Source organism: Kosakonia sp. ML.JS2a, assembly GCF_025642095.1.
Lineage (GTDB): Bacteria > Pseudomonadota > Gammaproteobacteria > Enterobacterales > Enterobacteriaceae.
The window spans coordinates 4,164,659-4,177,413 of record NZ_CP106754.1 but is presented as its reverse complement, the minus strand read 5'-3'; the positions used below and the strand labels follow the sequence as shown (position 1 = coordinate 4,177,413).

Annotated in this window: 11 protein-coding genes and 1 pseudogene; 7 read left to right on the top strand and 5 right to left on the bottom strand. The window is 48.2% G+C overall.

All coding sequences use genetic code 11. The features are described from left to right. Positions 1-538 precede the first annotated feature (538 nt). Both N7922_RS19785 and N7922_RS19780 read right to left on the bottom strand, forming a co-directional pair. Positions 539-742 (bottom strand): ogr/Delta-like zinc finger family protein, encoded by a 204-nt coding sequence (locus tag N7922_RS19785; RefSeq protein ID WP_263097912.1) that lies wholly within the window; start codon positions 740-742, stop codon positions 539-541. A 3-nt stretch (positions 743-745) separates the two neighbouring features. Further along, positions 746-1,543: a capsid protein gene (locus tag N7922_RS19780; RefSeq protein WP_263097911.1), complete on the bottom strand. Its 798-nt coding sequence runs from the start codon at positions 1,541-1,543 to the stop codon at positions 746-748. Positions 1,544-2,103: 560 nt separating this feature from the next. On the opposite strand from N7922_RS19780, the gene N7922_RS19775 reads away from it, so the two are divergent. From N7922_RS19775 to N7922_RS19755, 5 genes are read left to right on the top strand one after another with little or no spacing between them, the layout of a single operon-like run. After that, positions 2,104-2,370, top strand: a complete 267-nt coding sequence (locus N7922_RS19775) for a helix-turn-helix transcriptional regulator (protein WP_263097910.1) — start codon at positions 2,104-2,106, stop codon at positions 2,368-2,370. Further along, positions 2,367-2,924, top strand: coding sequence for a host cell division inhibitor Icd-like protein (locus tag N7922_RS19770; RefSeq protein WP_263097909.1), 558 nt, complete (start codon positions 2,367-2,369; stop codon positions 2,922-2,924). The genes N7922_RS19775 and N7922_RS19770 overlap by 4 nt, the downstream gene beginning before the upstream one ends. Then, positions 2,921-3,148: a hypothetical protein gene (locus N7922_RS19765; protein WP_017459904.1), complete on the top strand. Its 228-nt coding sequence runs from the start codon at positions 2,921-2,923 to the stop codon at positions 3,146-3,148. Before N7922_RS19770 ends, N7922_RS19765 begins: the two co-directional genes overlap by 4 nt. Further along, entirely contained in the window at positions 3,145-3,465 is a 321-nt protein-coding gene (locus tag N7922_RS19760) for a DUF5375 domain-containing protein (protein ID WP_263097908.1), read from the top strand. Before N7922_RS19765 ends, N7922_RS19760 begins: the two co-directional genes overlap by 4 nt. Positions 3,466-3,474: 9 nt before the next feature. Beyond that, positions 3,475-5,808, top strand: a complete 2,334-nt coding sequence (locus N7922_RS19755; protein WP_263097907.1) for a primase-helicase zinc-binding domain-containing protein — start codon at positions 3,475-3,477, stop codon at positions 5,806-5,808. Positions 5,809-5,892: 84 nt separating this feature from the next. Here N7922_RS19755 and N7922_RS19750 read toward each other — a convergent pair whose 3' ends face one another. Then, positions 5,893-7,311, bottom strand: a complete 1,419-nt coding sequence (locus tag N7922_RS19750; RefSeq protein ID WP_263097906.1) for a DUF2971 domain-containing protein — start codon at positions 7,309-7,311, stop codon at positions 5,893-5,895. A 531-nt stretch (positions 7,312-7,842) separates the two neighbouring features. Continuing rightward, positions 7,843-8,445, bottom strand: a pseudogene (locus tag N7922_RS19745) (site-specific integrase); the annotation flags it as partial. Between the two features lie 845 nt (positions 8,446-9,290). Here N7922_RS19745 and N7922_RS19740 point away from each other — a divergent pair. After that, complete coding sequence (locus tag N7922_RS19740) at positions 9,291-10,478, top strand: AAA family ATPase (protein WP_263097905.1); 1,188 nt, start codon at positions 9,291-9,293, stop codon at positions 10,476-10,478. Next, the gene (locus N7922_RS19735; protein WP_263097904.1) at positions 10,475-10,975 is read left to right on the top strand and encodes a hypothetical protein; all 501 of its coding nucleotides are present in this window, start codon (positions 10,475-10,477) and stop codon (positions 10,973-10,975) included. The genes N7922_RS19740 and N7922_RS19735 overlap by 4 nt, the downstream gene beginning before the upstream one ends. A gap of 348 nt (positions 10,976-11,323) precedes the next feature. Here the strand turns inward: N7922_RS19735 and N7922_RS19730 are convergent, their stop codons facing one another. Beyond that, positions 11,324-12,745 carry an anion permease gene (locus N7922_RS19730; RefSeq protein ID WP_263097903.1) on the bottom strand — a complete coding sequence of 474 codons (1,422 nt, stop codon included), beginning with the start codon at positions 12,743-12,745 and terminating at the stop codon, positions 11,324-11,326. Positions 12,746-12,755 lie beyond the last annotated feature (10 nt).

Here is a 12,755-nt window from a genome sequence, read left to right as displayed (position 1 = left end):
AGTTTTAATGCAGGTGCATGGATGGTCTCAGGCCGCTTCTGGCCCTGATACATTGAGTCAATGAATCGGCAGGAGATGCGCAACTTCAGGAACGACACCTTGGAGACCGTAATTGGCTGATTTCCGCCGTTTACGCCACCTGTTTTTTACCCCCAAGACAAGCCGCCTCAGAACCCCGTCATGACCTCACACTCCCTTACAATGTCCATCGTATCCCTGTGAATCCGCGTGTCTCTGCAGCGCTCACAGGCCGTTAAATTACATAAATACTTTAATGCTGGCGCGCAATGCTTTCCCCGCCTCGCCTGCCCGCTTTGCAGGGTGGTTTAAATGCAGATGCATGACCGGGCTCAGGCCGCACCGGGACTGGCGCTGGCGGGGTTCTGGCGGGCAGGGAAATAAATGCAATTAAATGCACCTGATGCATGCAGGGTATTTTTCGAAAAAAATAACGGGATTTTTTTGCGTTTTTTCGGGGTATAGAGGGCGCAGCCGGTAACGCGTACCGGCGCACATAAATCGGGATATTTTCGGGGAATTATTGCGGCTGAATATCTGCCTGCAAGGCCTGATTTTCCGGCATAGCCGGTTTGCGTATCACACCGTCGAGCGTCTCGGTGGTGCGGAACGTGGCCGAGCATTCAATACTGGTGCACTGGTGGTAGCGCTGTTTGAGGTTTTCCGTCAGATAGCGACTGGTGCGTGCATGTGCGGGCTGTTTGCAGAACGGACAGTGAAACATGCCTCAGCCTTCCGCCTGTTTTCTTTTCTCGGCCAGTCGTGTGGCGAGTAGTGTTCGCTTCACCGGGCTTTTATACAGCGCCATATCCACGCCGGTCAGCGGCGGGCGGTGCATACCGAGCTGTGAGAGCACCGGCTCCCTGTCCATATCGAAGGTGTAAAACCCGGCCTGAACGGAAACATGGCCGCCGAGCTCCTGAATCAGGGTACTGAGCGGGCGTTCCGTCTGCTGCATTTCCAGCGCGCGCAGACGCAGCGCGAATGCCCTGACCAGCGCCGGGCTGATGGTCTTCATGGCATCAGCCCATTCGCTCTGAGCGTACAGGCCAAACGCTGTCCGGTGTTCTTCCACGTACTTTTCACCGGAGGCGCAGGCGGCCAGCATGGCGCGGGATTTATCGGTTTCCAGCTCCGCAATCAGAGTGGTGAACTCCTCCGCCAGTTCCCGACCGGCAATGCGTCTGCCATGTTCGGCTTTCAGCTCCGGGGTCATTTCACCGCGCAGGGTACGGAAACGCTCGCGCCAGCTCTGTTCCGCTTCGGCACTTTCTGTCAGGGCGTTCTCACGCTCCTTTTCGCTGCGGGTGATGGCCGCGCCGATATCGTTCAGCTTCATCATATTGCCGGTGTGGGCGGCTTTTGCCTGAGTGAACGTCTCTACGGCACGATTTACAGCGACCGCACTCTCTTCGCTGGCCTTTTTATTCATGGCATCGAGGGCACTGTCGATAGCGGTGCGGGTTTTCGCGTCCTGGGTGCTACCGAGGGTTTTCATGACGGCGGTAATCAGTTCAGTTTTCATGTCGGGGCTCTCTGTATTGTCAATGTAAGTGCATTCTGCCGCGCCCTGCACAACGATACGACTGATTGCAGTTGTGGCCGGGATGGCACAGAAAGCCGCTGAAAAAACCGGCTCGCCAGAAAGAGGTCTCCGTAAGCCCCTCTTTCTGTTTGTTTTTCTGTAATTAACTCTTCACTCTGTTCACTGTGAAATAAAAGAATAAGTAATACAGTCAGTTAAAGGGTGAACAGTTGAGAAATTAAGTGTTCACCGACTGTTCACTACTGTTCACTGGCCTTTCTTTTTCTTTTAGCGCGACAGTAAATTTATTGAATGTTTGTTCCTTTTAATTAGCCCGGATTTAATGCGAAATAACGATGAGAATTTCACTATAAAATTTTCCAGCCCCTTATTAACCTTTACTGCCCTTTATTACCCGGAAGGTTAAATTTTACGCGTACCTTAACGACGCTGAGGTCAATTTCCACTTGTTGCATCCGGTGAAAATATTCACAAAATAGAGTGCTACCCGAAGCCGGAAAGACACGACCGGCACTGTATGGACATTATGAGGTAGCCCGATGCACACAGTTTTTTCTTCCCCGTCTTCCGCCCCTGCCGCGCCATTAATGCCGGTTTCTGACGTTATTCAGGAGCGCTTTTTACGTCTGCCGGAAGTGATGCATTTATGCGGCCTGTCCCGCTCGACCATTTACGACCTCATCAGCCGGGAGGCTTTCCCGAAACAAATCTCTCTCGGCGGAAAAAACGTGGCGTGGGCGCACAGTGAAATCATCGCATGGATGAGTGATCGTATCGCCGCGCGTAACCGGAGCTGTGATGCATGATGTTGTCCGGTCAGCAAAACGCCCCTTTTTCTGGCTTGCTTCCTGTCGGCGTTTCCAGGTATAGTTTTCCCGCTGCCGCAAAATCGGCAGCCGGAATTGGCGTTCCGAATGACTTCAAGGCGACACAACACGCGCCAGGCGTGTTTTTTTATGTCGTGGCTCAGACATACCCATTTTCCGGGCTGTGGTGTCCAATTTTGCACCATGGTTTCGTTCAGATAATGGCAGTCCGGGCGGGGCAGCCTTCGGGCTGGCCGGTACCCTTGAAGGCCGGTTACGCCAACCCCGTTCGGGCTGCCACCAGTGAAATTGGCGTTTCCGGTGGTAGTTTTTCACACTACTTCAAGGAGGCTGCCATCATGGCTACGACCCTCACCCTGTCTCACCCGCAATTTATCTTTGTCTTCGCTGCCGTTCGCCGTTCCGGGCGTAAACCACGTGTCTGTATGCTGCGCACCGTTGCCGCTGATGAACGCACCGCCCGTCGTTCCCTCGTTCGCGAGTATGTCCTTTCGTTCGCCGGTCGTTTACCGGTTGCGGAGGTACGCGCATGAACCAGTCCATCCTCACCCTTGACGATCTCCGGTATCTCGAGCACCTGCGCAATATCGGCCATCTGGTCAGCGAGCTGGCAGCGGAACAGGACAATGTCACCCTCCGCCGCGATCCGGCTGAGCGTCTGCAACTCATTTCCCTGATTTACCTGATGACGGATCAACTCGATGCCGTGATCGAACGCTGCAACCGGCGCTGGCTCGACGGGGAGGAAAAGGTATGAAACAGCCGTTACCGCCCGCCCTGCGCGCTGCACTTTACCGCCGCGCCGTGGCCTGTGCCTGGCTGACCCTGTGTCAGCGCCAGCACCGTTACCCGCATCTGACACTCGATGCGCTGGAATCCGCCATCGCCGCCGAGCTGGAAGGGTTTTATCTGCGCCAGCACGGCGAGGATAAAGGCCGCCAGATTGCCTGTGCGCTGCTGGAAGATTTAATGAATGCCGCACCGCTCAAAACCGCGCCGTCGCTCTCCTTTCTCGGCCTCGCCGTGATGGAAGAGTTATGCGCCCGCCATATCACCGCGCCGGCCGTGCACTGAGGAAAAATAATGAAAATGAACGTAACGGAAACCGTGAAACAGGCATGCGGCCACTGGCCGCGCATTCTCCCGGCGCTGGGCGTAAAAGTGATGAAGAACCGGCATCAGCCCTGTCCGGTGTGCGGCGGCGCTGACCGCTTCCGCTTTGACGATAAAGAGGGGCGCGGGACGTGGTTCTGCAACCAGTGCGGCGCGGGCGACGGTCTGAGCCTGGTTGAAAAGGCGCTGGGCGTGACGGTCAACGAAGCCGCCGACCGGGTGAATGCCGTGACCAGCAGCCTGCCGCCGGTTGCCCCGGAGGTAATTGCTGCTGATACAGCGGAAACCGAAGCCAGCCGCAGGGAAGCCGCCGCGCTGGCGGCTTCCATCATGATGAAAACCCGCCCGGCCACCGGTAATGCCTACCTGACCCGCAAGGGGCTGGCTGACCGCGAGTGCCTGACGCTCACCACCACGCACAAAACTGGCGGTGTGACGTACCGCGCCGGGGATGTGGTTGTCCCGCTGTATGACGACACCGGCGCGCTGGTTAACGTCCAGCTCATTAACGCTGACGGCGACAAACGCACGCTGAAAGGCGGCCAGGTGAAAGGGGCATGCCATATCATAGAAGGGCAGAAACAGGCGGGGAAACGTCTGTGGATAGCCGAGGGGTATGCCACGGCGCTGACGGTGCATCACCTGACCGGCGAAAACGTGATGGTGGCGCTGTCGTCCGTGAACCTCCTTTCCCTGGCGAGCCTCGCCCGCAACCGGCATCCGGGTGGTCAGATTATCCTCGCCGCTGACCGTGACCTGAACGGCGACGGCCAGACAAAAGCCGCTGCGGCCGCAGAGGCCTGCGCCGGTGTGGTTGTCCTGCCGCCGGTGTTCGGTGACTGGAATGATGCGTTTACCCTGAATGGTGAAGACGCCACGCGCCGGGCGCTTTACGATGCCATTAAGCCGCCGGTCGCCAGCCCGTTCGATACCATGAGCGAGGCGGAATTTACCGCCATGAGTGCCAGCGAGAAGGCGTTGCGGGTGCATGAGCACTACGGCGAGGCGCTGGCGGTGGATGCGAACGGCCAGCTCCTGTCCCGGTATGAAAACGGCATCTGGAAAAATATCCCTGCCGCCACTTTTTCACGGAACGTTGCTGATTTATTCCGGCGCATACGCGCCCCGTTCTCATCCGGGAAAATTACCTCGGTGGTGGAGACGCTGAAACTGGTTATTCCGCAGCAGGATGCACCGGCACGTCGTCTGATTGGCTTCCGTAACGGGGTGCTCGATACCCAGAGCGGCATATTCAGCCCGCACCATAAATCACACTGGCTGCGCACCCTGTGCGATGTGGATTTCACCCCGCCTGTGGAAGGGGAAACGCTGGAGACCCACGCGCCGCATTTCTGGCGCTGGCTCGACCGGGCTGCCGGTGGCAATGCCGCAAAACGCGACGTGATACTCGCCGCGCTGTTTATGGTGCTGGCAAACCGGTACGACTGGCAGCTCTTTCTCGAAGTTACCGGGCCGGGTGGTAGTGGTAAAAGTATTCTGGCCGAAATAGCGACTCTGCTCGCCGGGGAAGACAACGCCACATCAGCCAATATCGACACACTGGAAGACCCGCGCAAGCGTGCATCCCTGATTGGCTTCTCGCTTATCCGTCTGCCTGACCAGGAAAAATGGAGCGGTGACGGCGCAGGACTCAAAGCCATCACCGGCGGGGATGCGGTTTCTGTTGACCCGAAATACCAGAATCCGTACTCAACGCATATTCCGGCGGTGATTCTGGCCGTGAACAATAACCCTATGCGCTTCACTGACCGCAGCGGCGGCGTGTCCCGTCGCCGGGTGATTATCCACTTCCAGGAGCAGATTGCCCCGGAGGAGCGCGACCCGCACCTGAAGGACAAAATCGCTCACGAGCTGGCCGTCATTGCGCGCCAGCTTATGCAGCGTTTCAGCGACCCGATGACCGCCCGTGCACTGCTCCAGTCACAGCAGAACTCCGGCGAGGCACTCAGCATCAAGCGCGATGCCGACCCGGCCTTTGATTTTTGCGGCTATCTGGAAGCGCTGCCTGACGCCGACGGGATGTATATGGGTAATGCCAACATTATTCCACGTCAGCCTCGCCTGTACCTGTATCACGCCTATCTGGTGTATATGGAGGCGCACGGCTACAAAAACACCCTCAGCCTGACCTCGTTCGGCAAGGGACTGCCAACCATGCTGAAAGAGTACGGCCTGAATTACGACAAACGCCGGACAAATCAGGGGATGCAGACCAATCTGGCACTCAGAGAGGAAAGTAACGCCGACTGGTTGCCGAAATGCGATGAATCCGCTGCAAAATAAACTATAAGAGACCGGCTATGCCGGTCCTTTTAAAATAAATATAGGGTGAATATAGTAAAGTTATCACACATAATTTATCATTTTTTATTTGGAGAATCTTAGTGTGCTTATTTCGGCGTTTTTTATTTCACCAGTATATCGACAGTAGTATGCTTGGTGGAATTTAAAGTCGTAACAATCATTCTCTCTCACTTTTTTTTCTATTATCTTGAATATCTTGAGTTTGTTTTCTGGGGATGTGTTAATTCCAAAGATTATTCCTTTTAATGATTTGAATTCATAATTAAGTGTGACGCCAGATCGATCATGCTGTCCGCCCATATTATTAATTATAAGTCTGTGCTCGTTCTCATACGCCCACTCTTTGCTTTTTTGTGTTATTGGTACGTAGAAGTTTTCCCAGTGCTTTTTTCGCCATTCATCATTGAAGTTGGAGAAGTATTTACTCCTAATTCCATTATCAGTTAGCCATTGCTTGTTCACTTCTGGTATCGGGAGTTGTCCAATGGATTCGAAGAAGTTTAATGCATCTTGTTTATGGGTGTATCGTATTTGATGAAATGAAAATATTGATCTTCCTTTTATCTGTCCGTCGCTGCCGTAACCTATAATGTCATTGTCTAGGGTTAAGCTGTGACTATTGTTATCGAAGTCAGTGTTGAATATTAGACATGCGCCGGAATGGTTATTTCCATAATTCCCCCAAATTGATGAGTTTGTAGGTGAACTCATGAAGCAAGCAGTAAGCCAATTTGGATACATTAACTGTTCTAGTTTTTTTGTATATGTAAATGGAAAATCACAAACGAGCAATCTTTTGTTAGGTTCTTGTTTTTCTCTATTGTACTCAATAGTTAATGGGATGAATTGAGATTGCAGTTGATACTGGAGCATTAATACGTATATTTTATTTTCTTTATCTTTCTCTTCCATTTTTTTTAATGACTCGAAGAATTTACCATCAGGCTTTTTTGTGCGTTTCATGATGGTTTTAATATCTTTTGGAGAGTTCGGTGTGTCTGTTTTTTCTAATTGATTGAAGATGCATGTTAGTGCAAGTGGGTGTAATGAACCAAGATAAAAAGATAACTCAGGTTGTGATACCTCTGTTCTGTATTCAACTATATTGGATATCAATGCTGCAACGCTTTCTTCACTGAAAAATGATTTTTTTATCTCTTCCCAGGAAGGCTTGATTTCTTCTGGTATTGTTGATTCAGGAGAGAATGTTTGTATGTAATTTACGAGAGGTGTATCCTCGCCAAAAATATAATAATCAAAGGTAATGTTAAATAAGCTTGCCAGATAGTGCGTGAAAAGATTTTTCCATAATATATCATCTCCCTTGAAATAAATATCACGAAATCCTTCTGCTGGGTCATTTAAAATTTCTGGAGGTGCAAAAAAAATACTCTGTCTTTCCAGTTCTTGATATGCATCTCCAAGCAAACTATTCATTGAGCGAAAGCGATAGACAGTGTTGTTTTCGATTATGCTACTCATGCATTTTATTCCCAATCAAGTCGGTTCATTAAGGTAGTGATATGCGATAAAATATTGAAGGAAAGAATATCGTTATTTTAGGATAAAAACTACATTAATATTAAAACTATTGAATCTATGTGTTTGTATTAATTATCAATTGGTTATGACTATTCCACCTAACGTGTGATACTTATGATAGTGCTAATTTGGGGGGCGAGGTTGTGTGATAAGTACTCGCAGTATCATTTATATCTTTTAATGATGCCTACTATTTGTGTTTAAGCTCGTTGAGGTGAATAGTAAACTATCCACTATTCACCAATTGTTCATATGATATCATATTGAAAATAAAGGTTAAAACTGCAAGGTGAACAGTTTCCGCCAAAAAAAAGTTTTTTTCATCTTGTTGTGCTGTGGGAAAAATAAACGCCACCGCCAATGTGTATAGCTATGTGTATAGTTTTATTCTTAGATATTAATTTTTAATTTAAAATCAGTATATTATAGTGTTTTGTTGGTTCCTATTATCGCACCAACATTTTCAATACGTTACACATCATTCATACCCTTCTTATTTTTACTATGTGACAACTTTGGGACAGAAAGCCCGAAAATTGAGTCAATTTGCCGCGCATGTTCGGTCAGGTGATTCGGTGCCAGGTGCGCATACCAGCGAACCATTTCGATAGACTCCCTGCCTCCCATTTCCTGCAATACCGATATCGGCACTCCAGTCTGTACTAACCAGCTTGCCCAGGCATGCCGTAAGTCATGAAATCTGAAATCCTCTATGCCAGCCCGCTTTAATGCAGCCCGCCATGTTGTGTTAGCGTCATAGCGCATCTTCCTGATAACCGGTGATTTCGTCCCATCTGGCTTAGTGCTGCTTTCACGGTAGACAAACACCCATTTGTGATGATTGCCGATTTACTTTTTCAGCACATGGCAAACAGTCTTATTGAGCGCCACACCAATAGCCTTACTTGATTTACTCCACTCAGGGGGGATCCACTGCATTTTTATCTGCTGCCATTCCTGATTGATGATGTCTCTGTCTTAAGCCAGTAGAAAGCGCAACTCTACGACTGTTTTAAATGGTTCCGGCCACACTTTTGTAATGAGCATGTCCCTTTCGCATACCATAAGCCAGCGCCCTTAAGGGGCAGAGAAGGGTTAAAGAACTGATTGATGCCCTGCCGGAACAGGATCGCGATAAGTCGCTGGAACTTCTGCTTCAGGCAAAAAAACGGGCTTAATGGCGGCAGACCGGGATACGGAACGTGTGCCCGGTACTGCTAAAATGTGATGAAGCTTTTTCAGTATCCCCTTCTAATAACTAACTGAATTTAATCATATTATTATTTCGTGTTCGACGTTATCCCTTCCCGAACAGTGACGTAAAATTAAAAAAAACATTCTGAAACGATGAATTGAAAAAATTTGCGGCAGTCCTGAAAGTGCAGAAACTGAAAAATGCTGAAATCCGTTTCAATTTTTTCAGTCTGGTTTTCATGCCAGAGAGCCGTATGGCTGAACGATTTGTAGAAAAACAAAACTGAAAAATTTTACTGATACAGAAAGGGCTGGTGGGTGCGGTGTAGTGCCGTTTTTGTCTGAGATGTATTTATTTTCGGGTGTACGTCTGTGCATGTTTGGCAGGGCTACACTAATAAAAATGCCGTGGTATGTCTGTGTGTACTTTAGCATTAGTGGCGTATAGCGCATTCAAGTACGCGCGATTGGCACACTGTCCTGATAGGTCCGCCATGGCATCTGACTGCGTGACTATGGCATTCATGCTTTCGAGTGACGGCGATCTAATCGTGTATCAGTTTTGATCGTGTGGTAATTTTCAGTTTTGATGCATTTCACTTTTACGTCTTATCTGAGCTTCGCGACTTTTTTGTCGCAAGTTCTTATGTTATGCTACTGTTTAGTTATTCTGTAACTTTATTTAGTGTAAAAATGCGGTGTGTTAAGCATTTATTGGGGTTGTCATGATTTACTCATATGGTTTCAAAAATTATTTTGGATTCAAGGAAGGGGCTAACGTTTCTTTCCTCCTTAATGGTAGGGTGCCTAAGGATGTGTCATATGGTCGTAACGTTGCCACGATACTGGGAGTAAAAGGTGCTAACGGTGCGGGTAAAACTAATTTATTAAAAGCACTTTACTTTCTTTCTTCGTTTTGCTCATATTCTTTTTATTCAAAAGAAGAAGAAACGATTGATGCAGATCCATACTTTAATAATAAATCTCCCTCTGAGTTTTATATCGAATTTCTTTATGGAGAATATGTTTATACCTATGAACTAGCTGTAACTGTCAATAAAGTTATTCATGAGAAATTATTCAGAAAAAGTAATAAAACCGAAGGGGATTCAAAAAAAACAAGAAAGATTCCTGTCTTTATTCGAGAGGGGAATGAGATCTCTGATTGCCTATCAGAGATAGGCCAAGTGAAAATTATATCTTTAAAAGATAATGCTTCATTAATTAGTAGTGCATTTCATTATAAATTTGATGAGCCGTTGAAAATATTAAATGAAGTGTATAGTTTTTTCTCTTCATTTATTACAAATGTCCGTTATACAGGACTTAAAGATTTTTCTCTGGATACAGATAGCATTAGGTCTGTATCAGAATATTATTTTAAAAATGAAAAGGCTTTTAATTTCGTAAAGGATATCATCGTTAAAAGTGATCTGGGGATTAGCGATGTTGAAATTGTCCAGGGCGTAGATGAAAATAGCAAAAAATACTATTTTCCAATGTTCGAGCACAGGGTTGGGAGCAAGAAATTTCGATTGACGATATATGATCAATCAAGCGGAACGAAGTCTCTATATGTCAAATTAAATCATTATTGGCGAGCTCTGTCATTAGGTAGTGTTTTGGTTTTAGATGAGTTTGATCTAAATTGTCATCCTTTTATTTTGCCTAAGTTACTAGAGTTATTTGAATCCAGAGAGACTAATCCACTAGATGCACAGTTTATATTTACTTCACATATTACTGAGGTTCTTGAAAAACTAAGTAAATATAGGACTTATTTGGTTAATAAAGAGAATAATGAATGTTTTTGCTATCGTTTGGATGAGATTGGAGGGGATATATTAAGGCACGGACGTGCGATTGCACCTATTTACAACGAAGGTAAGATTGGTGGAGTGCCTAAATTATGAGCGCCAAGGAGTTTATAAATAAAAGGAAATTGGCTTTTCTTGAAAATCTGCCTTCTATTAGTCTTGAGTCGGGAGAGATTGTCGAGCGTTGCAAGTTTAATTTTTCTTTTTTTGATTGCACTCAACCACACGGGCAAGATTTTCAGGACTGGTCTCATAATGAACTGATTAAACTGATGGATAAATTGAAAAACTATTCAGGCTCTTCTTTAGAATACTGGCGCCATCAAAGAGTCGGAAGAGGGGGATTGAAAGTTTTCGAAATTTATGGTGATTTTCCTAAGAAAAGTAACTTTATTCATCCAAAACATGTTCCTCATGATGTCTCGTGGGCAAGATTCCGATTAGAAAATTTAGTAAGACTAGTTGGATTTATTGTTCCTAAGGGGTTCAAATGTGCTGAAACTATAGACCTTCCTCAGCCATTCGATAGTAATACTTTTTATGTCGTTTTCTTGGATCGTGACCATAAGTTTTATGTAACTGAAGAACCTTAGAATCATTAACTACAAGGCGCAGCCCGTCTTGTAGTATTTCTAAAATAAATGACCCTGACCCGAAATCCTTTGCCACTCAGAACATAACCACTGCTGATAGGCAGTACAATCAATGAAAATCCCCTTGCCACGAACACTGATGACACCTTAATTCAGTTTAAGGTGAAACAGAATGTCTCCCAACTCATGAACTTTCAAGTGATCTACTTTGCGAATTTCCTTCGCGGTGGTGCGTTTTTTGGGGATGCGGTATCGCACGATTGCTGACAACTATCCATTATCATTCCGTTGCCGGTAAACGAAGATGCGGCAGGGCGGATGTCCGCCTTGCCGCAACGGGCAGAACAATCAGTAGTAACCGAGCATTTTCCACCAGGCCATTCCGATGGCAAAAGTCAACACCACATTAAACGTGACAACGCAGAAATTAATTTTGTAGAACCGGGGGCGCTCAAAATACCCCTGAGCAAAATAGATAGGGCCAGGACCGCCGCCATATTCCGTATTCCCCCACATCAGATTGCTGAAAATACCGAAACAGATCGCCACCATCATGGGCGGTGCGCCTGCCGCAATGGCGGTTGCGGCGAACGGGGCATACAGCGCGGCCACATGCCCGGTGGCGGTGGCAAATAAATAATGCACGTAGATATAGATAAGCCCCAGCAGGACAAAGGATTCCATTCCGCTAAAGCCATGGATACTGCCGCCAAGCTTGAGGGTCATCCATTTGATAAAGCCGAGGTCGGCGAGCCCACTGGCCAGAGAGATAATGACGCTAAACCAGATAACTGTATCCCAGGCGGCGTGATCGTTGAGTAACGCTTTCCAGCTTACGGCTTTTGAAGCAAATAAATATGCCGCGAGCCCCAGCCCGACGGAGGTTGCGGAAAGGCCGGTAACCAGACTGGTTCCCCAGCCAATGAGTGCCAGAACAAAGCCGAATGCCACTTTCTTTTCCGCACTGCTCATCGCACCCAATTCGGCCAGGAACTGTTTCCCCATGGCTTTGGCTTCGGGCGTTCGTTTCAGTTGTGGGTTCAGTAACTTGTACACCAGCAGAGGCATCAGGCAGAAGCATGCCATTGCCGGGACAACCGCTGACACAAACCAGCTACTCCAGGTGATATCAACACCGAGCGAGGTTTTCGCGAGGCTGCCGACCAGCGGGTTTGCCGCCATCCCGGTGAGGAATATCGCCCCGGTGATGGGCGTAAACTGAAAGCACACCATGGTCAGAAAATCGCCGATGCGTTTACCCGATTCGCCGGGTGAAGAGCCCAGAACGTCGTTAATCGAACGCGCGATGGGAAAAATAATCCCCCCTGAACGCGCGGTCACCGATGGCATGGCAGGGGCCATGATGAGATCCGACACGCCCAGTGAATAGGCGATCCCCAGACTGCTGCCGCCAAAAAGCGACAGCATCTTATACGCGATGCGTTTGCCAAGCCCGGATGTCACAAAGCCCAGCGAAAGTACATACGCACAGAAAATCAGCCACACCGTGCCCGAAGCAAACCCCGACAGCGCTTTTGCTTCTGACAAGGTTTTGGTAAAAATGACCACGCAAAGGGCAATCAGCATCACCGCCCCGGACGGGAGAGGCTGGGTCAGGATAGCGGCAATGGTGGCCGCGAAAATGGCAAACATATGCCATGCTTCCGGAGTCAATCCTTCCGGAACAGGAAAGAACCAGATAGCGGCTCCGAGGATAAGAGGAACCAGAAAGGCGATAACAGATTTCCGTGCAGAACAAGCGGATGGCATATGTCTCTCC

Bases quoted from the DNA above. Each gene is read 5' to 3' on its own strand.
- N7922_RS19785 (WP_263097912.1), bottom strand. From the start codon at position 742: ATGTTTCACTGTCCGTTCTGCAAACAGCCCGCACATGCACGCACCAGT.
- N7922_RS19780 (WP_263097911.1), bottom strand. From the start codon at position 1,543: ATGAAAACTGAACTGATTACCGCCGTCATGAAAACCCTCGGTAGCACC.
- N7922_RS19775 (WP_263097910.1), top strand. From the start codon at position 2,104: ATGCACACAGTTTTTTCTTCCCCGTCTTCCGCCCCTGCCGCGCCATTA.
- N7922_RS19770 (WP_263097909.1), top strand. From the start codon at position 2,367: ATGATGTTGTCCGGTCAGCAAAACGCCCCTTTTTCTGGCTTGCTTCCT.
- N7922_RS19765 (WP_017459904.1), top strand. From the start codon at position 2,921: ATGAACCAGTCCATCCTCACCCTTGACGATCTCCGGTATCTCGAGCAC.
- N7922_RS19760 (WP_263097908.1), top strand. From the start codon at position 3,145: ATGAAACAGCCGTTACCGCCCGCCCTGCGCGCTGCACTTTACCGCCGC.
- N7922_RS19755 (WP_263097907.1), top strand. From the start codon at position 3,475: ATGAAAATGAACGTAACGGAAACCGTGAAACAGGCATGCGGCCACTGG.
- N7922_RS19750 (WP_263097906.1), bottom strand. From the start codon at position 7,311: ATGAGTAGCATAATCGAAAACAACACTGTCTATCGCTTTCGCTCAATG.
- N7922_RS19740 (WP_263097905.1), top strand. From the start codon at position 9,291: ATGATTTACTCATATGGTTTCAAAAATTATTTTGGATTCAAGGAAGGG.
- N7922_RS19735 (WP_263097904.1), top strand. From the start codon at position 10,475: ATGAGCGCCAAGGAGTTTATAAATAAAAGGAAATTGGCTTTTCTTGAA.
- N7922_RS19730 (WP_263097903.1), bottom strand. From the start codon at position 12,745: ATGCCATCCGCTTGTTCTGCACGGAAATCTGTTATCGCCTTTCTGGTT.